This is a genomic window from Flavobacterium sp. LMO6, from assembly GCF_009495795.1.
Lineage (GTDB): Bacteria > Bacteroidota > Bacteroidia > Flavobacteriales > Flavobacteriaceae > Flavobacterium.
The window spans coordinates 1-19,074 of record NZ_WIBH01000017.1 but is presented as its reverse complement, the minus strand read 5'-3'; the positions used below and the strand labels follow the sequence as shown (position 1 = coordinate 19,074).

The 19,074-nt window shown below is 31.6% G+C and carries 21 protein-coding genes; 16 read left to right on the top strand and 5 right to left on the bottom strand.

Going from position 1 to position 19,074, the window contains the following annotated elements:
* Positions 1 to 78: 78 nt before the first annotated feature.
* A complete protein-coding gene (locus GFJ99_RS12855) occupies positions 79 to 765 on the bottom strand; it encodes a DUF4294 domain-containing protein (RefSeq protein ID WP_153209401.1) in 687 nt (228 codons plus the stop codon).
* Positions 766 to 876: 111 nt separating this feature from the next.
* Here GFJ99_RS12855 and GFJ99_RS12850 point away from each other — a divergent pair, with 111 nt between their 5' ends.
* The 6 genes from GFJ99_RS12850 to GFJ99_RS12825 all read left to right on the top strand — a co-directional run bounded on the left by GFJ99_RS12850 (position 877) and on the right by GFJ99_RS12825 (position 5,740).
* A complete protein-coding gene (locus GFJ99_RS12850) occupies positions 877 to 1,971 on the top strand; it encodes a M42 family metallopeptidase (protein ID WP_153209399.1) in 1,095 nt (364 codons plus the stop codon).
* A 216-nt stretch (positions 1,972 to 2,187) separates the two neighbouring features.
* Entirely contained in the window at positions 2,188 to 2,655 is a 468-nt protein-coding gene (locus GFJ99_RS12845; RefSeq protein WP_153209397.1) for an RNA polymerase sigma factor, read from the top strand.
* Complete coding sequence (locus GFJ99_RS12840) at positions 2,645 to 3,169, top strand: anti-sigma factor (protein ID WP_153209395.1); 525 nt, start codon at positions 2,645 to 2,647, stop codon at positions 3,167 to 3,169. The genes GFJ99_RS12845 and GFJ99_RS12840 overlap by 11 nt, the downstream gene beginning before the upstream one ends.
* On the top strand, positions 3,153 to 4,208 hold the full coding sequence (locus tag GFJ99_RS12835; RefSeq protein WP_153209394.1) for a hypothetical protein: 1,056 nt from the start codon (positions 3,153 to 3,155) through the stop codon (positions 4,206 to 4,208). The genes GFJ99_RS12840 and GFJ99_RS12835 overlap by 17 nt, the downstream gene beginning before the upstream one ends.
* A 3-nt stretch (positions 4,209 to 4,211) precedes the next feature.
* On the top strand, positions 4,212 to 4,931 hold the full coding sequence (locus tag GFJ99_RS12830; RefSeq protein ID WP_153209392.1) for a head GIN domain-containing protein: 720 nt from the start codon (positions 4,212 to 4,214) through the stop codon (positions 4,929 to 4,931).
* 203 nt (positions 4,932 to 5,134) lie between these two features.
* On the top strand, positions 5,135 to 5,740 hold the full coding sequence (locus GFJ99_RS12825; RefSeq protein ID WP_153209390.1) for a DUF559 domain-containing protein: 606 nt from the start codon (positions 5,135 to 5,137) through the stop codon (positions 5,738 to 5,740).
* Positions 5,741 to 5,809: 69 nt separating this feature from the next.
* On the opposite strand, the gene GFJ99_RS12820 is transcribed toward GFJ99_RS12825, so the two are convergent.
* Both GFJ99_RS12820 and GFJ99_RS12815 read right to left on the bottom strand, forming a co-directional pair.
* The gene (locus GFJ99_RS12820) at positions 5,810 to 6,760 is read right to left on the bottom strand and encodes a phosphoribosylaminoimidazolesuccinocarboxamide synthase (RefSeq protein ID WP_153209388.1); all 951 of its coding nucleotides are present in this window, start codon (positions 6,758 to 6,760) and stop codon (positions 5,810 to 5,812) included.
* Between the two features lie 74 nt (positions 6,761 to 6,834).
* A complete protein-coding gene (locus GFJ99_RS12815; RefSeq protein WP_153209385.1) occupies positions 6,835 to 7,788 on the bottom strand; it encodes a PhoH family protein in 954 nt (317 codons plus the stop codon).
* 106 nt (positions 7,789 to 7,894) lie between these two features.
* Here GFJ99_RS12815 and GFJ99_RS12810 point away from each other — a divergent pair, with 106 nt between their 5' ends.
* The 6 genes from GFJ99_RS12810 (at position 7,895) to mnmE (ending at position 14,500) form a co-directional block, all read left to right on the top strand.
* Complete coding sequence (locus tag GFJ99_RS12810; RefSeq protein WP_153209383.1) at positions 7,895 to 8,722, top strand: S-adenosyl-l-methionine hydroxide adenosyltransferase family protein; 828 nt, start codon at positions 7,895 to 7,897, stop codon at positions 8,720 to 8,722.
* Positions 8,723 to 8,729: 7 nt separating this feature from the next.
* A complete protein-coding gene (locus GFJ99_RS12805; protein ID WP_008254642.1) occupies positions 8,730 to 9,026 on the top strand; it encodes a putative quinol monooxygenase in 297 nt (98 codons plus the stop codon).
* Positions 9,027 to 9,113: 87 nt separating this feature from the next.
* Positions 9,114 to 9,839, top strand: coding sequence for a gliding motility-associated ABC transporter permease subunit GldF (gene gldF / locus GFJ99_RS12800; RefSeq protein WP_133610940.1), 726 nt, complete (start codon positions 9,114 to 9,116; stop codon positions 9,837 to 9,839).
* The gene (gene gldG / locus GFJ99_RS12795; RefSeq protein ID WP_370454327.1) at positions 9,839 to 11,521 is read left to right on the top strand and encodes a gliding motility-associated ABC transporter substrate-binding protein GldG; all 1,683 of its coding nucleotides are present in this window, start codon (positions 9,839 to 9,841) and stop codon (positions 11,519 to 11,521) included. Before gldF ends, gldG begins: the two co-directional genes overlap by 1 nt.
* An 87-nt stretch (positions 11,522 to 11,608) precedes the next feature.
* Positions 11,609 to 12,727, top strand: a complete 1,119-nt coding sequence (gene dnaN, locus GFJ99_RS12790; protein WP_040470259.1) for a DNA polymerase III subunit beta — start codon at positions 11,609 to 11,611, stop codon at positions 12,725 to 12,727.
* Between the two features lie 357 nt (positions 12,728 to 13,084).
* Positions 13,085 to 14,500 carry a tRNA uridine-5-carboxymethylaminomethyl(34) synthesis GTPase MnmE gene (gene mnmE, locus GFJ99_RS12785; protein ID WP_153209379.1) on the top strand — a complete coding sequence of 472 codons (1,416 nt, stop codon included), beginning with the start codon at positions 13,085 to 13,087 and terminating at the stop codon, positions 14,498 to 14,500.
* Between the two features lie 2 nt (positions 14,501 to 14,502).
* Here the strand turns inward: mnmE and GFJ99_RS12780 are convergent, their stop codons facing one another.
* Both GFJ99_RS12780 and GFJ99_RS12775 read right to left on the bottom strand, forming a co-directional pair.
* Complete coding sequence (locus tag GFJ99_RS12780; RefSeq protein ID WP_153209377.1) at positions 14,503 to 14,724, bottom strand: hypothetical protein; 222 nt, start codon at positions 14,722 to 14,724, stop codon at positions 14,503 to 14,505.
* Between the two features lie 6 nt (positions 14,725 to 14,730).
* A complete protein-coding gene (locus tag GFJ99_RS12775) occupies positions 14,731 to 15,270 on the bottom strand; it encodes a hypothetical protein (RefSeq protein ID WP_153209375.1) in 540 nt (179 codons plus the stop codon).
* A gap of 82 nt (positions 15,271 to 15,352) precedes the next feature.
* On the opposite strand from GFJ99_RS12775, the gene GFJ99_RS12770 reads away from it, so the two are divergent.
* From GFJ99_RS12770 to GFJ99_RS12755, 4 genes are all read left to right on the top strand, one after another.
* The gene (locus GFJ99_RS12770) at positions 15,353 to 15,985 is read left to right on the top strand and encodes a Crp/Fnr family transcriptional regulator (RefSeq protein WP_153209373.1); all 633 of its coding nucleotides are present in this window, start codon (positions 15,353 to 15,355) and stop codon (positions 15,983 to 15,985) included.
* Positions 15,985 to 16,767 carry a sulfite exporter TauE/SafE family protein gene (locus tag GFJ99_RS12765; RefSeq protein WP_153209371.1) on the top strand — a complete coding sequence of 261 codons (783 nt, stop codon included), beginning with the start codon at positions 15,985 to 15,987 and terminating at the stop codon, positions 16,765 to 16,767. The genes GFJ99_RS12770 and GFJ99_RS12765 overlap by 1 nt, the downstream gene beginning before the upstream one ends.
* A 55-nt stretch (positions 16,768 to 16,822) precedes the next feature.
* Positions 16,823 to 18,232: a rhodanese-like domain-containing protein gene (locus GFJ99_RS12760; protein WP_153209369.1), complete on the top strand. Its 1,410-nt coding sequence runs from the start codon at positions 16,823 to 16,825 to the stop codon at positions 18,230 to 18,232.
* Between the two features lie 401 nt (positions 18,233 to 18,633).
* Positions 18,634 to 18,870 (top strand): hypothetical protein, encoded by a 237-nt coding sequence (locus GFJ99_RS12755; protein ID WP_153209367.1) that lies wholly within the window; start codon positions 18,634 to 18,636, stop codon positions 18,868 to 18,870.
* Positions 18,871 to 19,074: the final 204 nt, after the last annotated feature.

The following is a 19,074-nucleotide window of genomic DNA, read 5'->3' as shown; positions in this document are numbered from 1 at the left end:
TTGACAAGGTAAAAAAAATTATAACGGACAGCGGGACTAAAAGTTTTATGGAATGTAAAATGTGTGCTTCAAAAAAAATTACTTCTTAGCTTCTGTGCTAGGTTTGGTTTTAATTTTAGTAATCCAATGGTCATTTAGCTTATCAAAATCGATAGGCTTTGCGGATTCCTGTTTGGATAATTGCTTTTGATTGAATGCCGCATTTAAGATTCCTTCTATTTGGTAATCTTCTTTTACATCGTATGGTTTGTATTGGGTTTTTAAATTAATATCGAATAAATAAGCCGTTGAATTTGCCCAAAAAGCCTTCCATCCACTTTTATACTCCTTTATTAAATCGAAAGTAGTGTTTCCGGTTTGGCGGTAAATTAGCTTTACTAAGATTTGACCGTCTTTACGGGATAGCTTTTTTAAACGAGGCTCGAATTCTTCCTCTAGGTATTTTTCTACTATTTTAAAGTATTTCTTTTTTTCGCGATTGGTTTTTAATTTAGCCATGGTAGCATTTAGCTGCGTTAATTTATCGGCCGTCATTTTAGCATACGGATATACTTTAAAGATTCTTCTCTTTAATATTAACTTGGCTTTTTTATCTTCATCCATGGAATACACATTGTCTGGAGTAAAAATAATTTCACGTAATTCTATAGAATATATAATGGAAGAATCTTGTGCCGTCATTTTTATGGTATCGGACTCTGTTTGAGAAAAAGAAAAAGTTGTAGCTAAAAAAAAGAATACACTACTAAAAATTAACTTATACATGGTATTTGTTTTTATACTTTTAAAATCATAGCAAAAAGTAAACCAAATTTATTGAATTTATACCTAACTTTTATTTCTTATTTATAATTTAGCAAAAAATTAGAAAAGATTATGGCTACAAAATCGATATTAAAGAAGTCGTCGATGACTTTTTTGGAAAATTACCTGAATAATGCTTCTCCAACAGGTTATGAATCTGAAGGACAAAAAATATGGATGGAGTATTTAAAACCGTATGTTGATACCTTTATTACTGATACATATGGAAGTGCTGTGGGAGTTATTAATCCAGACGCTCCATATAAAGTAGTGATTGAAGGTCATGCCGATGAAATTTCATGGTATGTGAATTATATTACCGATGATGGATTAATCTACGTGATAAGAAACGGAGGTTCGGATCATCAGATTGCGCCATCGAAGCGCGTGAACATTCATACGAAGAAAGGTATTGTGCGTGGTGTTTTTGGTTGGCCAGCGATTCATACTAGAGGAAAAGGCGGAAAAGCAGAAGAAACGGCAAAAATTGAAAATATTTTTATTGATTGTGGTTGTTCTACTAAAGCAGAAATTGAAGCTTTAGGCGTTCATGTAGGTTGCGTAATTACGTATCCTGATACTTTTGAGGTTTTAAACCACGATAAATTTGTTTGTAGAGCCATTGATAACCGCATGGGTGGTTTTATGATTGCCGAAGTTGCGCGTTTATTACATGAAAACAAAAAGAAATTACCTTTTGGATTGTACATTGTGAACTCTGTGCAAGAGGAAATTGGTTTGCGTGGTGCCGAAATGATTACCCAACGCATTAAACCAAACGTTGCCATAGTAACCGATGTTTGCCACGATACTACTACCCCAATGATTGACAAAAAAATTGAAGGTGATTTAAAAATGGGACGCGGACCGGTTATTGCGTATGCTCCTGCGACACAAAACGTGTTACGTGAAATGATTGTTGACACCGCTGTGGAAAACAAAATACCTTTCCAACGCCATGCAACTTCTCGTGTTACGGGAACCGATACCGATGCTTTTGCGTATAGCAATGGTGGAGTTGCCTCGGCTTTGATTTCGTTACCGTTGCGTTATATGCACACCACAGTAGAAATGGTACACCGCGACGACGTAGAAAATGTTATTAAATTGATTTACGAAAGTTTGTTGAAAATTGAAAATAACGAAACGTTTAGTTATTTTAAGTAAAATAAACACACATTATAGCACTAAAAATCCGAATTAAGATTCGGATTTTTTATTTTTATAAAAATAAAATTATAAAACTGTAACAATTACAAAAAGCAATTGTCTTTAGAATAGATTAATCTGATAACCAACTTGAAAAGCCAAAATTTTGAAATAGCAATTCTGTTGCAACAGTGCAAAGAAAATAATCAAAAAGCACAACTCGCACTCTATAATATGTATTGTAGTGCAATGTTTAATGTGGCTTTTAGAATTGTTACAGATAAAACATTGGCAGAAGAAATAATGCAGGATAGCTTTTTAAAAGCTTTTACTAAATTAGATTCTTATAGCGGAAAGGTAACTTTTGGAGCTTGGTTGAAAAAAATTGTTATTAATACTAGTATTAACGAATTAAAAAAAGCGAATCAATTTCAATTTGAAAGTTTAAATGACACTAATGAATCAGTTGACATAAATGAAAATGATATTGTTTCTTGGAATGAATTAAAAGCAGAGCAAATATTAAAAACAATGCAAAGCTTAAAATCAAACTATAAAATTATATTGACTTTGTTTTTTATCGAAGGATTTGATTTAGAAGAAATTTCGTCGATTTTAAATATCTCAAATGAAAATTGTAGAACAACAATGAGCAGAGCAAAGGAAAGTTTAAGAAAAAAACTAAATGATAATGGAAAATAATATGAACCAACTTTTTGAAAAACATACTAATTGGGATTTTGAAACTCCAAACGAAGGTCACGAAAATCGTTTTTTGTCGCAACTTAAATCTCAAGCGCCAAAGAAGAAGAAGAAAACTTGGCTTCCAATTGCTATAGCTGCTTCCGTTGTGTTGGGTTTTGGAATTATGTATTTCAATGACTTTAGCTCTCAACCCAAAGTTGTTTTTTCTCCGCAAGTTCAAGAAACTCACGATTATTTTTCATCTGTAATTAATTCTGAATTAAAAAGTTTGCAGCAACAAGAAAATCCTGAAACTGCAATTCTTATAAATGATGCGTTGAAAGAAATGGAAACGCTTGAAAAAGATTACGAATCGCTAAAAAATGAAATTGTTAAAAACGGAGAAAACAAACAAATTGTATTTGCAATGATTACAAATATGCAAACTCGAATTTCATTTATTAAAACCGTGTTAGAACAAGTAGAACAGATTAATAATTTTAAAACCAATACTAATGAAAAATATATTTAAACTCTTACTGCTTTTAATTTTGATTCCTTCGGTAGTATTAGCTTCGGATGAAAAGAAAGCTTTTAATAAAGAAAAAACTATTTCAAAAACTTTTGAAGTTAACAACGATGCGCTTTTAAGTGTTACAAATTCCTACGGAAATGTAAATGTATATTTATGGGACGAGAATAAAATTTCTATTCAAGTTCAAATTAAAGTTTCGGGAAATAACGAAAAAAAAGTTACTGATCGCTTAAACGATATTGATATAACTTTTGCGGCAACATCAAATAAAGTGGGAGCAATTACCGAAATAAACGGAAAAAATTGGCAAGGCAACAACAACATTAGCTACGAAATTAATTATGTAGTAAAAATTCCTAAAAACGGAAACGTTGATTTACATAATAAATATGGTAACATTTCAATTGATAAATTAAACGGAAACTTGGGCATCAATTGTAAATATGGGAGTTTGTTTTTAGGCCAGTTGAACGGCAAATTAAACAATATTATAATTGCATATTCACAGAACTCAACTATTACTAGTGTTGATAAATTGAATTTAAACAGTCAATATTCAGAAGTGGAAATTCAAAAAGGAAATCAAATTAACATTGATGGAAATTATAATACATTTGATTTTCAATCTGTTGGAAGTTTAAATATAACTTCTAATTACACAAAAGTAAAAACAACAGCGGTTTCCAAATCAGTAATAAACGGAAACTATCTTACTTTAAAACTTGGTGATGTTGGAATTTCAACAACCATAAAATCAAATTATAGCGATATTCAGTTAGGGGCAAATAAAAATACAAATGCAATTTCAATAGATGGAAATTACACCAACTCTAAAATAACTTGTACTCCAGATTATGCTTTTGATGTTCAGGTGGAATTAAAATATGGCTCTTTTAAAGACGCATTGGGTATTAAATACACCGATAAATATGAAAAAAATACCTCAAAATCATTTACAGGATATCACATTGCACAAGGAAAATCTAAAATAACCGTAGCTACAAACTATGGAAGTCTTCAACTTTTAACAAAATAAACCATGAAAAAAATAGTATTCATATTAGCGCTTTTTAGTCTTTCAATTGCTCAGGCTCAGAACTGGAAAAAAGAAAAAATTAAAGAATCTGGAATAAAAACAAGTATTACACGAACAACCTCAGCTTATGATGCAATAAGTGCAAATGGTTCTTTTAAAGTAGAATTAGTTTCAGGAAAAGAAGGAAACATTACTATTAATGGAGATGAAAATATTATTTCGCATATTATAACCGAAGTTGAAAACAATACTTTAATGGTTCGTTTTGAAAAAAACAAAAGTTATACTTACACATCAACTATTACAATTACGATTCCGTTTGAAGAAATTAGTTCGGTATCATTTGCTGGATCGGGTGAAATTGAAACCAAAAACACAATTAATGCTACGGATTTTAATATTGTATTTACAGGCTCAGGAGAAGGTGATTTTGACATTAATGCAGAACATTTAAAAACAACATTATCAGGTTCAGGAGAAATTGAAATTAAAGGAGAAACTAAAGAATTAGAAGGAATAGTTTCAGGTTCAGGAGAAATCGACTTTTCAAAATTAATTGCCACAAATGCAAACGTAATTGTTACAGGATCTGGCGAAATAAAAGTGAATTGCACTACTGTTTTAGAAGCAAAAGTATCTGGAAGTGGCACTATTAAATACAAAAACAAACCACAATCGGTTGATAAAGTAATTGCGGGCTCTGGAGAAATTATTGCGTATTAAATATAAAAGGTGTTAGTTATAAAAAAGCTCAAATCGTTTTGATTTGGGCTTTTGAAATTTTAACACAAACTGCAGAAAAACTACAGCAAATTATTTGTGAGAATTTTGTTATATTGCAAGAGAATTAAAAAAACTAGTGATTTCTTTATGATATTTACTAATTAATCATTTATGGATACCTAAAGTTGAATAAATAAGCTATAATGAAAAATAAGTGGGGATTTTTAAGAGAAACTTCTGAATTAGCTAAAAAAGCCGGAATTGATAAAGATACTGGATTACATCGAACTGGATTAGATGAATATTTAAAAGTAATTTTTCCTAATATTGAAGATTGGATTCATGACAAAACTCTTGGCAAAATAAATGAAATCACTTACAAAAGTCGTCCAGATTACAGAAGTGAAACTCTAAAGTTGATAATTGAATTTGATGGATTACAACATTACACCAAACCTGATATTATTGAAAAAGATATTAGACTGACAAAAGTTTACGAGGATTTAGGATATAAAGTAGTCAGAATCCCATATTTTATTCAATTATCAAATAATGCTGTAAAAAAACTATTTGGAATTGACGTTAAAGAATTTTTATTTGATGAAAGTATTCCATCGTTAGGCTACAAAGGACAAAATACCCCAGCTTATCTATGTCCAGCAGGATTGGTGAGAATGGTAAAAGAATTTCGAAATTTTCCTGAACAATACAAAACTAATTTTGATTTTTTAAAAAAACAGAACGAACCATTCAAAACAGGAATAGAATTTCTTGAAATCGAATTCAATAAAAATCACAATCTTGTCTAATATCTGAGAATACCCAGTTTACACATCAAAATAAAAACACAAAAAATCCCGCTTTCGCGGGATTTTTTCTTATCTATTCTGTAAATAATTCAAAACATTTTTCTCAATTCGCTCGTTTATATTTGAAATATCCGCTTTTACGAATTTTTCTCCCAAAATGTTTTCGAATAACTCAATGTAACGTTCTGAAACTGTTTCGATGTATTCGTCGGTCATGTTTGGAATTTGTTGGCCTTCTTTTCCTTGGAAACCGTTTTCAATTAACCAACGACGTACGAACTCTTTTGACAATTGTTTTTGTTCTTCGTTGTTGTTTTGTCTTTCTTGGTAGCCTTCTACGTAGAAATAACGAGAAGAATCAGGTGTGTGGATTTCGTCGATTAATACGATTTGTCCGTCTTTTGTTTTCCCGAATTCGTATTTGGTATCTACTAAAATTAAACCGCGAGACGCTGCAATTTCAGTTCCTCTTTGGTATAACGCTCTAGTGTATTTTTCTAAAATTAGGTAATCTTCTTCCGTTACAATTCCGTTGGCTAAGATAGCTTCGCGAGAAATGTCTTCGTCGTGCGAACCGTTATCCGCTTTGGTTGTTGGCGTGATGATTGGTGTTGGGAATTTATCGTTTTCTTTTAAACCTTCTGGCATTTCCACACCGCAAAGGATTCTTCTTCCTGCTGCATATTCACGTGCTGCATGTCCTGATAAATAACCACGAATTACCATTTCCACTTTGAAAGGCTCACATAAATGTCCTACCGCCACGTTTGGATCTGGAGTTGCTACTAACCAATTTGGCACAATATCAGAAGTTAATTCCATGAACTTGGTAGCGATTTGATTTAGGATTTGTCCTTTGTAAGGAATTCCTTTTGGTAAAACCACATCAAATGCCGAAAGACGGTCGGTAGCGACCATCACTAATAAGTCATCGTTGATATTGTAAACTTCTCTAACTTTTCCGCGGTACACCGATTTTTGACCTGGAAAATTGAAATTGGTAGTCGTAATTGTATTCATTATGTTGTGTTGTTGTTTTAACGTGCAAAAGTAAAAAAAAGACGCTAATAAAAGCGTCTATTTTTGTGAATTATTTAGTCATTATTCTCAATACTCTTATATGCATCAATAATTTTCTTCACTAATCTATGACGTACGATGTCTTTATCATCTAAATAAATGATTCCCACCCCTTCTACATCTTTCAAAATTAGAATCGCTTCTTTCAATCCCGAAATGGTTCTTCTTGGTAAATCTACCTGACCTGGATCGCCGGTAATCATGAATTTAGCGTTTTTTCCCATACGCGTCAAGAACATTTTCATTTGCGAATGGGTGGTGTTTTGCGCTTCATCTAAAATTACAAACGCATTATCTAACGTACGACCACGCATAAAAGCCAACGGTGCAATTTGAATAATTCCTTTTAAAATGTAATCTTCTAAGGTTTGTGGTGGCAACATATCGCGCAACGCATCATATAAAGGTTGCATGTACGGATCTAGTTTTTCTTTCATATCACCTGGAAGAAAACCTAAATTCTCCCCTGCTTCTACTGCAGGGCGCGTTAAAATAATTCGTTTGACTTGTTTTTCTTTCAACGCTTTCACCGCCATAGCAACACCGGTATAGGTTTTTCCTGTTCCAGCCGGACCAATAGCAAAAACCATATCGTTCTTATAAATCGTATCAACCAATTTTTGTTGGTTAGGTGTCATCGCTTTGATTAGCTTTCCTCCTATTCCATGCACTAAAATTTTGTCTCTATCGTGCATGTGCTCCACATCATGCTGATGACTTGTTTCTAAAACTCTCAGTATAACATTATCATCAATACTATTGTAGCGAGTAAAATGCTGCATTAATCTCCTAAAACGAGTTTCGAATTCATCTAAAATCTCTGCTTCGCCAAAAGCTTTTAAAGTAGTGCCTCTAGCTACAATTTTTAATTTCGGATAATACTTCTTAATAGCTTCAAGATGAGTATCATGCGCGCCCCAAAACTCTTTTGGAGCGATGTCGGTTAATTCAATGATTCTTTCGTTCAAAGGCTTTCTTTTTTTAATTATTTTTGAAACGCTAAAATTATAGTAGCTTTGCAATCAAATTTAGTAAAAACTACTGTTCCTTTTTAAATAAGTTATAAACAAAAAAATGTCAATAATTACGCTAATTACCGATTTTGGATACAAAGACTACTTCGTTGGTGCTTTGAAAGGAAAAATTCTATCGGAACAAAAAGAGGCTGTTATCGTTGATATTTCGCATGAAATTGACTTATTTAACACATTAGAAGCGAGTTACTGTATTGAAGCCGCGTATTCTAATTTTCCAAAAGGTACCATTCATATTATCGGCGTTGATAGTGAACGTGTGGGCGATACCCAACATATTGCGATGCAATGGGACGACCATTACTTTATTTGTGCCGATAATGGCATATTGAATACTTTAATTCAGAAGAAAATTCCTCAGAAAATTGTAGCCATTACCATTCATGATAGATTGAATACTAATGTAAGTGACATGGATGTTTTTGCAGCTGTTGCTTGTCATATAGCACGCGGAGGATTATTAAATGTTATTGGTAAAGAAATTCCGTCTTTAAAATCGGTTAGTGTTTTAACTTCATCTGTTTCTGATGATTTATCAGAAATAAAAGGACAAATTGTGTATATCGATTCGTTTGGAAATTGCGTTACTAATATTTCGCATAAACAATTTAATGATACTAGTAGAGGTCGAAAGTTTGAAATCGAAATTAAAAACAAGAAATTAAGTCGTTTACATAAAAGTTATTCCGATTTTCCTGTTTCCGATACTAAACAATTAAAAGATTTAGAAGGCGACTTTTTAGCGTTATTTAACGAAAATGGATATTTAGAAATTGCCATTTATAAAAGCAATCCAAAAACAGTTGGTTCGGCTTCTACTTTATTAGGACTTCACTTTAGAGATACTATATCTGTAAAATTTAAATAATAAAACTATGTTCATAAGAATTGTAAAAATGCGTTTTCAGGAAGATAAAATCGAAGCTTTTTTAAATAATTTTGAAGAAGTAAAACTTCACATACGAAATTTCGAAGGAAATCGTTTTTTAGAATTGTATCAAGATAAGAACGACAAACGTATTTTCTTTACTTATAGTTATTGGGAAAATGAAGATGCGTTAGAAAATTATAGAAACTCTACACTATTTAATGAAGTTTGGAGTTATACTAAAACACTTTTTAGCGACAAACCAGAAGCGTGGAGTGTAGATAGATTAGTTACTTTAGAATAGGTAATGGGTGATGGAAGTTGGGAGATGGAAGTTGGGAGCAACTTTTAAACTCTTAAACGTTTAAACTTATAAACAAGAAAACATAAAATGAAAGCATTATTATTACGAGAAATAAAATCCTTTTTTGGTTCGCCAATAGGATATTTAGTCATCGGGATTTTTCTTTTACTCAACGGATTATTTCTTTGGGTTTTTGAAGGCGAATTCAACATATTAAACTCGGGTTTTGCCGATATGAGTCCGTTTTTCAAATTAGCACCTTGGATTTTAATTTTCTTAATTCCGGCGGTAACTATGCGCAGTTTTTCAGATGAAAAGAAACAAGGAACCATTGAGTTGTTGTTTACCAAACCGCTTTCTAATTGGGATATCGTAAACGGAAAATTCTTGGGCGCTCTAGTTTTAATCATTTTAGCAATTGTTCCAACGATTATTTATGTATTGACGATTTCTCATTTTGGAAATCCGCAAGGCAATATTGATATGGGAAGCACATTAGGTTCGTATTTCGGATTGTTGTTCTTAATTGCGGCTTACACGGCGATTGGAATTTTCGCTTCTACTTTATCAGATAACCAAATTGTAGCTTTTATTATAGCTGTTTTTTGTTGTTTCTTTTTCTATTTTGGGTTTGATGGAATTGCTTCTTTCCTTGGAAATTATAGTTCGATGTTTGCTGCTTTAGGAATGGATTATCACTTTAAAAGTATGAGTCGCGGTGTGTTAGATACACGTGATATTGTGTACTTTGTGAGTGTGACGTTTTTATTTTTATCGGCAACGGTTTATCAACTTAAATCTTTGAAATGGTAATGAAGGAGAACAAATCAAAAGCTTTAAAGCAATTAGGAATTGTGTTTTTAGCGATAATCGTTATCAATTTAATCAGCAACTTCTTTTTCAAACGTTTCGACTTAACGCAAGACAAACGTTATACCTTATCGGAAACGACTTTGAAAATTATAAAAGAGGTTGAAAGTCCGTTATACATTGAAGTGTATTTGGAAGGGAATTTTCCACCTGAATTCAAGCGTTTACAAAACGAAACCAAACAACTTTTAGAAGAATTCACGGCTTATAATTCGAACATCATTTTCAACTTCAAAAATCCGATTGAGAAAAAGGAAACAATAGTTGAAGTAATGAAACAATTTCAACTTAAAGGCTTGCAACCTTTGAGCATCACAGTGGAAGATAAAGGAAAACAATCGCAAGAAGTAGTTTTTCCATGGGCACAAGCTACGTATGGAGATAAATATGCAAAAATAGGTTTGTTAAAAAATCTTATGGGCGCTTCTACCGAGCAAAAAGTAATTAGTTCGGTACAACATTTGGAATTTGGTTTTGCAGAAGCTATCAATAAAATATCGAAAGAAAAACAAAAGAAAATTGCAGTAATTAAAGGCAATGGAGAACTTCAAGATGCTTTCATTGCTGATTTTGTAAGATCTACTAGAGAAAGTTATTACATAGGTACATTTACTTTAGATTCGGTTTCCAAACAACCTACTCAAACTTTAGAAGCGCTTAAAAAATATGATTTAGCAGTAATTGCGAAACCTACTGAAGCCTTTACAGAAGCAGAAAAACAGGTGTTAGACCAATTTATCATGAATGGTGGAAAAACCTTGTGGTTAGTAGATGTTGTTAAAGCGGATATGGATAGTTTGTACAACGAAACAGGCACCATTTTAGCAGCCGATCGCGAATTGAATTTAACGGATATGTTCTTTAAATACGGCATCAGAATCAATCCGTTATTGGTTAAAGATGAATATGCTACGCCAATAAAACTAGCCTCTGGAAATCAAGGAAGCGAAACGCAAATGCAAGAATATACTTGGAAATTTTCTCCATTTATTTATCCAACTTCTACCAATCCTATTGTAAAAAATATGGAAGGAATTAAGTTTGAATTTGCATCGCCAATTGAAATCCTTAAAAACGATATCAAGAAAACCGTTCTTTTAAGCTCATCTGAATATTCAAAAACCGTTGGAACACCTAGTCCTATTTCGTTAGATATGGTTACAGAAGAAACCACTCCTGAAGAATATGAAGGAAAAGGATTGCTACCCGTGGCGGTTTTAATGGAAGGAAAATTTAATTCGATGTACAAAAATCGTGTATTACCTTTTAAAGATAATACATTTCAAGCTTCTGGAAAAGACAATAAAATGATTGTAATTTCTGACGGAGATGTGATAAAAAATCAGTTAGACAAAGGAGTTCCGCTTGAACTAGGATTTGATAAATGGACGAATCAACTCTATGGAAACAAAGACTTCTTAATGAATTGTGTAAATTATTTGTTAGACGACAACGGACTTATTAACATAAGAAGTAAAGACGTTGATTTACCATTGCTAAATAAAGAAGAAGTGTATAAAAATTATTCGCTGGCTCAACTGATAACTGTCGGATTACCAATAGTTATTTTAGCAATCTTTGGATTTTTATTTACTTACTTGCGCAAAAGAAAATATAGCAAATAGTTGTTGATAATTTGTTTTTGCATTTGAGCAGAATTAGAATATATTTGTGAAATATAAAATCAAATCACGATTTTAAAATACAAGATGATGAAGTTTATAGTATCGAGTTCTTATTTATTGAAACAATTACAGGTTTTAGGGAGTGTTATTAACAGTAGTAATACTTTACCTATTCTTGATAATTTCTTATTTGAATTAGACAACAACCAATTAAAAGTTTCTGCTTCCGATTTAGAAACTACGATGACCTCTACGTTAGAAATTGATTCTACAAGTCAAGGAAGTGTTGCTATTCCTGCAAAACTTTTATTAGATATCTTAAAAACATTTCCAGAACAACCTTTAACTTTTACGGTAGAAGATAATTCAACGGTAGAAATTAGTTCAAACTCTGGAAAATATGCAATTGCTTACGCACCAGGAGAAGAATTCCCTAAAGCAGTAGTTTTAGACGATCCTTCAAAAACATTAGTTCCTGCTGAAGTATTAGCAACAGCGGTAAGTAAAACTATTTTTGCTGCTGGAAACGATGATTTACGCCCGGTTATGAGTGGTGTATTCTTCCAATTTTCACCAGAAGGATTAATTTTCGTTGCAACAGACGCTCACAAATTAGTAAAATATGCTCGCACCGATGTAAAAGCATCGCAAGTAGCTGATTTTATTATGCCAAAGAAACCTTTAAACATATTAAAAGGTATTTTAGGCGCTTCTGATGCTGAAGTTTCAATTGAATATAACGATTCAAATGCAACATTCTCTTTTGAGAATTATGTGTTGACTTGTCGTTTAATTGATGGAAAATATCCAAACTATGAAGCGGTTATTCCAAAAGAAAATCCAAATAAATTATTAATCAACAGAGTTCAGTTTTTAAACTCGGTTCGTCGTGTGGCTATTTTTGCAAACAAAACTACGCACCAAATTCGTTTAAAAATTGCTGGAACTGAATTGAATATTTCGGCAGAAGATATCGATTATTCAAACAAAGCAGACGAGCGTTTGACTTGTGATTACCAAGGAGACGACATGCAAATCGGTTTCAACTCACGTTTCTTAACAGAAATGTTGAATAATTTATCAAGTGATGAAATCCAATTAGAAATGTCGATGCCAAACAGAGCGGGAATTTTAACTCCAGTAGATGGTTTAGACGAAGGCGAAACTGTTACGATGCTTGTAATGCCAGTAATGTTGAGCAACTAATTTAATATATTTGATTTAAAGTGTAAACTGAAAATCTTATTACCAACCTTAACTAACTTAAAAACCACTTAGCTTTATTGTGAAAGTGGTTTTTTAATTTTTTATTTAAACGCAAAGTTTTTACGCATAGTTTGTCTTGCCGTTAAGCATCTCTTGAACGAGTGATATATTTTTAGAACGCGGATGACGCTGATTTGATTGGTGTTCGCGGTTTTCTATTTAAACACAATGAGCACTTTGTGTAACTCTTGTGCAAAAGTTTGTGAGACATTGTGTAACAATCTAACACAAAAAAACTTCCAACTTCTAACTCCTAACTTCTGACTTTAATTTATCTTTGTAATCTAAATTTAAAACATGATTCCACAAGAAACCATAGTTGCATTAGCTACTCCCTCTGGAGCGGGTGCCATTGCTATTATTCGATTATCTGGTGCAGCTGCTATTACGATAGCCGCTGACGTATTTCAATCGGTTTCTGGAAAGGACATTACCAAACAAAAAACACATACGATTCATTTAGGACATATTGTTGACGCTTCGACAAGCTCAGGAGAGGCTGGTAAAGTGTATGACCAAGTTTTACTTTCTATTTTTAAAGGTCCTAATTCGTATACAGGAGAAAACGTGATTGAAATTTCGTGTCACGGTTCTACTTTTATCCAACAACAAATTATCCAATTATTGCTCCGTAAAGGTGCTAAAATGGCACAAGCAGGAGAATTTACCTTGCGCGCTTTTTTAAACGGGAAACTAGACTTATCTCAAGCAGAAGCAGTTGCCGATTTAATTGCTTCGGATAATGAAGCATCTCATCAAATTGCCATGCAACAAATGCGCGGTGGCTTTAGTAACGAGATTGCCAAATTACGTGAAGAATTACTGAATTTCGCTTCTTTAATTGAACTCGAATTAGACTTTGCAGAAGAAGATGTTGAATTTGCCGATAGAACTCAGTTTCATGAACTATTAGAGCGAATTGAGTTTGTATTGAAACGATTAATTGATTCGTTTGCGGTTGGAAATGTAATTAAAAACGGAATTCCTGTTGCGATTGTGGGCGAACCAAATGTTGGGAAATCTACTTTATTAAACGCTTTATTAAACGAAGAACGCGCCATTGTTTCCGACATTGCTGGAACTACACGTGATACGATTGAAGATGAATTGGTCATCAATGGTATGAGTTTTAGATTTATTGATACGGCAGGAATTCGTGAAACGAAAGATGTTGTGGAAAGTATTGGGATTCAAAAGACGTTTGAAAAAATTGAACAAGCTCAGGTAGTGTTATTTATTTTGGATGGAAGATGGATGATGGAAGCTGGAAGTTTAGAAGCGGTAAAAATTGAATTTGAAAAAATTAAAAACAAGTTTCCATTAAAACCAGTAGTAGTCATTGCGAATAAAGCTGATTTACTTTCGGCAGACCAAAAAAATAATATTCAAGCTACAATAGAAAATATCCTTTTTCTAAGTGCTAAACAGAAGGAAGGCATTGACGAACTTAAAAACACCTTACTTTCTTTTGTAAATACTGGTGCATTACGAAACAACGAAACGATTGTAACTAATACACGTCATTATGATTCATTACTGAAAGCTTTAGAAGAAGTTCAAAAAGTAAAATGGGGATTAAACTCGGGGCTTCCCTCTGATTTAATGGCGATTGATATTCGAAGTGCATTGTATTTCTTTGGCGAAATTACTGGAGAAGTAACTAATGATGAATTACTTGGTAATATTTTTGCTAATTTCTGTATCGGAAAGTAAAATTAATTATTCTTTGTACTCATTTTAATCCGTAAATGATTCAGCAAAACTTGATATTTACTAATTTCTATCAATTCTGCTTCATCCATAGAAATATCCAACATATTGTCTAAATCTTCGCCTACTTTAATTAATAAGATACTAGCTTGCGAAATATTATTAAGCGCCATATTATCTATAATCAATTGAATTTCTTTTTTTATATCTGAAAATTTATCTTTCATTTTTTCTTATTTCCATTCCATTTTAATTTTACTTAACGGAATATTTGTTTGTATTAATTTTTGAATTGTGGTTCTTCTAACTTCTTCTATGTTTTTAAAATCAAAGTATTTAGCCCAACTATCATTTTCTAACAAATCTTTTATTTGACGAATTATTTTGGCAGTTTCAGAAGCATTTCGTAAAACTAAATTTCCTTCAAACTTTGGATTGTTTTTGTGTTGAAATATAACTTCTTTATTTTCAAAATTTACTTCAATATAAAACAAATGTTCTGTTTCATTATTTGGATAAAAATCAGACCATTTAGCAAAACCAATTCTTTCTTTTTGATTTGGATTTTTAATACCCGAAATCAATCTCCATCTACAATTAGAAGCTCTTCCCCAATGATTTGAAATACGATAAACTCCTTCTTTTGTAAAATTATATTGACTACCCGATTTACTTTTATGATGAATCTCTAATTCATTAGTAAACTCAACTTCTGTAAACTCACAAAAAGTATGCTTATAAAAATTGTTTTTATTATATTTTTTTGAAGTCATAAAGAGCTAAATTAATTTCTATGTAACAAAAGTAACATTACATTTTTAAAGATTAATAGTATCTTTACAAAAAGGAATTCAAATGAAAGAAATTTTAATTCAAGCCTACGGTTATATTTTTGAAGAAGCACTTATTGAAGAAATTGCTAAAGTAGCTGTTTATAGAGATTTTAAATCCGATGATTTCTTAATTGAAATTGGAGATTATATAAAATCAATGCCTTTATTGTTAGATGGTGCAATTAAAATATTACGCGAAGATGATAATGGAGACGAATTACTCTTGTATTTTTTAGAACGTGGCGATACTTGTGCAATGACTTTAACTTGTTGTATGGGAAAATCTAAAAGTAAAATTAGGGCCATTGCAGAAACAGATGGATCGTTATTGATGATACCTGTAGAAAAAATGGAAGAATGGCTAACAAAATATAAAACATGGAGAAACTTTGTTTTTGATAGTTATAACGTACGTTTAAATGAAATGCTAGAAGCAATTGATACGTTAGCTTTTATGAATCTTGATGAGCGCTTGTATAAATATTTAACAGATAAGGCTAAAGTAATTGGAAATACAGAAATTAATAATACACATCAGGAAATTGCTTACGAAATGCATACATCCCGAGTTGTAGTTTCAAGATTATTAAAAGCTCTAGAAATTAAAGGAAAAATTAAACTACATCGAAATAAAATAGAAATTTTACACTTATAATGGAAATACTTGGATATATAGGTGCATTAATTATTGGATTGATATTAGGTCTCACTGGAGGCGGAGGATCTATTTTAACAGTACCTATATTAGTGTATGTATTATTAATTAATCCAGTAACTGCAACTGCATATTCATTATTTATTGTGGGAACTACATCTGTATTTGGTGCCACTCAAAATTATTTTAAAGGCTTGGTTGATATAAAAACTGGATTTTTATTTGCAATACCATCTTTTGTAGCCGTTTTTATAACAAGACGTTTTTTAGTCCCTTTAATTCCGAATATAGTAATTGAAAAACCTATTTTAATTGAAAAGAGTACTTTTTTAATGGCATTATTTGCTATTATTATGTTGTTTGCTGCATTTTCAATGCTAAAAAAGAAAAAAGAAATTGTTACAACTGATTTAAAAAGTAGTTTATTTAGCTTGATAATTCAAAATTTTATTATTGGAATAATTATAGGTTTGGTTGGCGCTGGAGGTGGATTTCTAATAATACCTTCATTAGTATTATTTGCAAAACTCCCTATCAAAAAAGCTGTTGGTACTTCTTTGTTTATAATTGCAATGAATTCTTTAATAGGTTTTATGGGAGATGTTCAAAATTTAACTATTGATTGGTTATTTTTGATTAAATTTACATCACTTTCAATTATTGGTATATTCATCGGAATATATCTTAATAGATTCATTAATGAATCACAATTAAAAAAAGGATTTGGTTACTTTGTCCTACTAATGGCATGCTTTATTTTGCTTAAGGAATTTTATATGTAACCATTGTTACTGTTTAAAAAATAAATACTGAATAATTTTACAAAAAATTAAAGATATGAAAATAGAACAAATTTATACAGGATGTATAGCTCATGCAGCATACTACATTGAAAATAATGGCGAAGCTGCAATTTTTGATCCTTTAAGAGAAGTTCAACCTTATATAGAGAGAGCTCAAAAAGATAATGCTAAAATTAAATATATATTTGAAACACATTTTCATGCAGATTTTGTGTCTGGTCATATAGATTTAGCAAAAAAAACAGGAGCTGAAATTATTTTTGGACCAACAGCTAAATGTGGTTATGAATGTACAACAGCAGAAGACAATCAAGAATATAAAGTTGGTAATTACACTATTAAAGTGATTCACACTCCTGGACATACATTAGAAAGTACTTGTTATTTAATTTCAGATGAAAATGGAAAAGCACACGGAATAATCACAGGAGATACTTTGTTTATTGGAGATGTTGGTCGTCCAGATTTAGCGCAAGCATTAGTTGAAGATTTAACTCAAGATAAATTAGCGGGCTATTTATATGATTCGTTAAGAAATAAAATCATGCCTTTGAGTGATGATTTAATTGTATATCCAAACCATGGAGCAGGAAGTGCTTGTGGTAAAAACATGAGTAAAGAAACAACGGATACTTTAGGAAATCAAAAAAAGACAAATTACGCTCTTAGACCCGACATGACTAAAGAAGAATTTAAAGCGGAATTATTAGACGGATTAACTCCTCCTCCTGCTTATTTTCCTCAAAATGTAATGATGAATATCAATGGCTATGAAAGTCTTGACACCATAATGAAAAAAGCAGATATTGGCTTAACACCGAAAGAATTTGAAACTATTGCAAATCAAACCGAGGCAATTATTTTAGATGTTAGAAATGAATCAGAATTTGTAAAAGAACATATCCCAAGTTCAATTTTCATAGGACTTCATGGTCAATTTGCTCCTTGGGTTGGTGCTCTAATAAGAGATACAAAACAGCCTATTTTACTAGTAACTCCAGATGGAATGGAAGTCGAAACCATCACAAGATTATCTCGTGTTGGATTTGACAATACACTTGGATATTTAAAAGGTGGTGTAACCGCATGGAAATCTGCAGGTTTTGAAACAGATTCAATTGAATCAATCACTCCAGAAATATTTGCTTCAAAATTTGAAAATACTACAATTGTAGATGCAAGAAAACCAAGCGAATACAAAGCAGAACATGTAGAAAATGCTATTAATATTCCTCTAGATTATGTAAATGAACAACTTGCAGAAGTACCAAAAGAAGAGAAATTCTTCTTACACTGCGCTGGAGGATATCGTTCTGTAATCATGGCATCCATTTTAAAAGCTAGGGGTTATCACAACATGATTAATGTAGAAAAGGGAATTGCCGGTATAAGAAATACAAATGTACCTTTAACAGCTTTTGTTTGCCCTAGTACTTTGAAATAAAAATAATTAAAAATAAAACATGAAATCCGACTCTTATAAAGTCGGATTTTTTTGTCTGTAAAGTGATTTACACAATATTTTGTATTAAAATAAAAGAAAATTTTATCTTTAATATATTCATAAAATTACCAAAATGAAATTTTTAGAAAAAACACCATTACTAATTAATCTTTTTTGTTTTAGCTTGCAATAATAAAAAAGATAGTAATCAAACTGAGTCTTATACAAATCAAAGTATTAGTACATATTCCATTTACAATAAAGAATATCAGGATAGTGATAGAATTGAAGAATTAAAAAAAGCCATTGAAATCAAAGGAGATACAATTGCTTTCTTAAAACTAAAAGAGATTTATTACAATAGTGGTCATAGAGATGAATTTCTTTACACAGCAATTTTTATGTCGAATGCATATAAATATAGCGAAGCATATTTTACAGTTTATAGCATTCTCAAAACAGATTATGGCAAAGAAAAATACAAGGCAAACGATAAACTGGCTAACTATTATCTATTAAAAATAAATGAATTGGGTAATAAATCAGCATCTTTTGCTATAGAAGAGAGATTTAGTAATAAAACAATTCCTTTTTCTAGTGAATATTGGAATTTAATTTATACTAATCAAAACAATTAATTTTTACCGATTGTTCATACTCAAAAACCACCGTTAGCGCGAACGTCCCGCTCGTGCTCACAATAATTAAAACAAATTCACAATCGAGACGCTCGCGCAAACAACATAAAACTAAAAAACCACCCTTAAGGTGGTTTTATTGTTTAGAATCCCATCGAGACGATATATTTAAAACAAAAAAGCCTGTCTAAATTAGACAGGCTT

What these genes read in the sequence shown, in the direction of transcription:
- GFJ99_RS12855 (WP_153209401.1), bottom strand. Translation starts at nt 765, where the DNA reads ATGTATAAGTTAATTTTTAGTAGTGTATTCTTTTTTTTAGCTACAACT.
- GFJ99_RS12850 (WP_153209399.1), top strand. Translation starts at nt 877, where the DNA reads ATGGCTACAAAATCGATATTAAAGAAGTCGTCGATGACTTTTTTGGAA.
- GFJ99_RS12845 (WP_153209397.1), top strand. Translation starts at nt 2,188, where the DNA reads ATGTATTGTAGTGCAATGTTTAATGTGGCTTTTAGAATTGTTACAGAT.
- GFJ99_RS12840 (WP_153209395.1), top strand. Translation starts at nt 2,645, where the DNA reads ATGGAAAATAATATGAACCAACTTTTTGAAAAACATACTAATTGGGAT.
- GFJ99_RS12835 (WP_153209394.1), top strand. Translation starts at nt 3,153, where the DNA reads ATGAAAAATATATTTAAACTCTTACTGCTTTTAATTTTGATTCCTTCG.
- GFJ99_RS12830 (WP_153209392.1), top strand. Translation starts at nt 4,212, where the DNA reads ATGAAAAAAATAGTATTCATATTAGCGCTTTTTAGTCTTTCAATTGCT.
- GFJ99_RS12825 (WP_153209390.1), top strand. Translation starts at nt 5,135, where the DNA reads ATGAAAAATAAGTGGGGATTTTTAAGAGAAACTTCTGAATTAGCTAAA.
- GFJ99_RS12820 (WP_153209388.1), bottom strand. Translation starts at nt 6,760, where the DNA reads ATGAATACAATTACGACTACCAATTTCAATTTTCCAGGTCAAAAATCG.
- GFJ99_RS12810 (WP_153209383.1), top strand. Translation starts at nt 7,895, where the DNA reads ATGTCAATAATTACGCTAATTACCGATTTTGGATACAAAGACTACTTC.
- GFJ99_RS12805 (WP_008254642.1), top strand. Translation starts at nt 8,730, where the DNA reads ATGTTCATAAGAATTGTAAAAATGCGTTTTCAGGAAGATAAAATCGAA.
- gldF (WP_133610940.1), top strand. Translation starts at nt 9,114, where the DNA reads ATGAAAGCATTATTATTACGAGAAATAAAATCCTTTTTTGGTTCGCCA.
- gldG (WP_370454327.1), top strand. Translation starts at nt 9,839, where the DNA reads ATGAAGGAGAACAAATCAAAAGCTTTAAAGCAATTAGGAATTGTGTTT.
- dnaN (WP_040470259.1), top strand. Translation starts at nt 11,609, where the DNA reads ATGAAGTTTATAGTATCGAGTTCTTATTTATTGAAACAATTACAGGTT.
- mnmE (WP_153209379.1), top strand. Translation starts at nt 13,085, where the DNA reads ATGATTCCACAAGAAACCATAGTTGCATTAGCTACTCCCTCTGGAGCG.
- GFJ99_RS12780 (WP_153209377.1), bottom strand. Translation starts at nt 14,724, where the DNA reads ATGAAAGATAAATTTTCAGATATAAAAAAAGAAATTCAATTGATTATA.
- GFJ99_RS12775 (WP_153209375.1), bottom strand. Translation starts at nt 15,270, where the DNA reads ATGACTTCAAAAAAATATAATAAAAACAATTTTTATAAGCATACTTTT.
- GFJ99_RS12770 (WP_153209373.1), top strand. Translation starts at nt 15,353, where the DNA reads ATGAAAGAAATTTTAATTCAAGCCTACGGTTATATTTTTGAAGAAGCA.
- GFJ99_RS12765 (WP_153209371.1), top strand. Translation starts at nt 15,985, where the DNA reads ATGGAAATACTTGGATATATAGGTGCATTAATTATTGGATTGATATTA.
- GFJ99_RS12760 (WP_153209369.1), top strand. Translation starts at nt 16,823, where the DNA reads ATGAAAATAGAACAAATTTATACAGGATGTATAGCTCATGCAGCATAC.
- GFJ99_RS12755 (WP_153209367.1), top strand. Translation starts at nt 18,634, where the DNA reads ATGTCGAATGCATATAAATATAGCGAAGCATATTTTACAGTTTATAGC.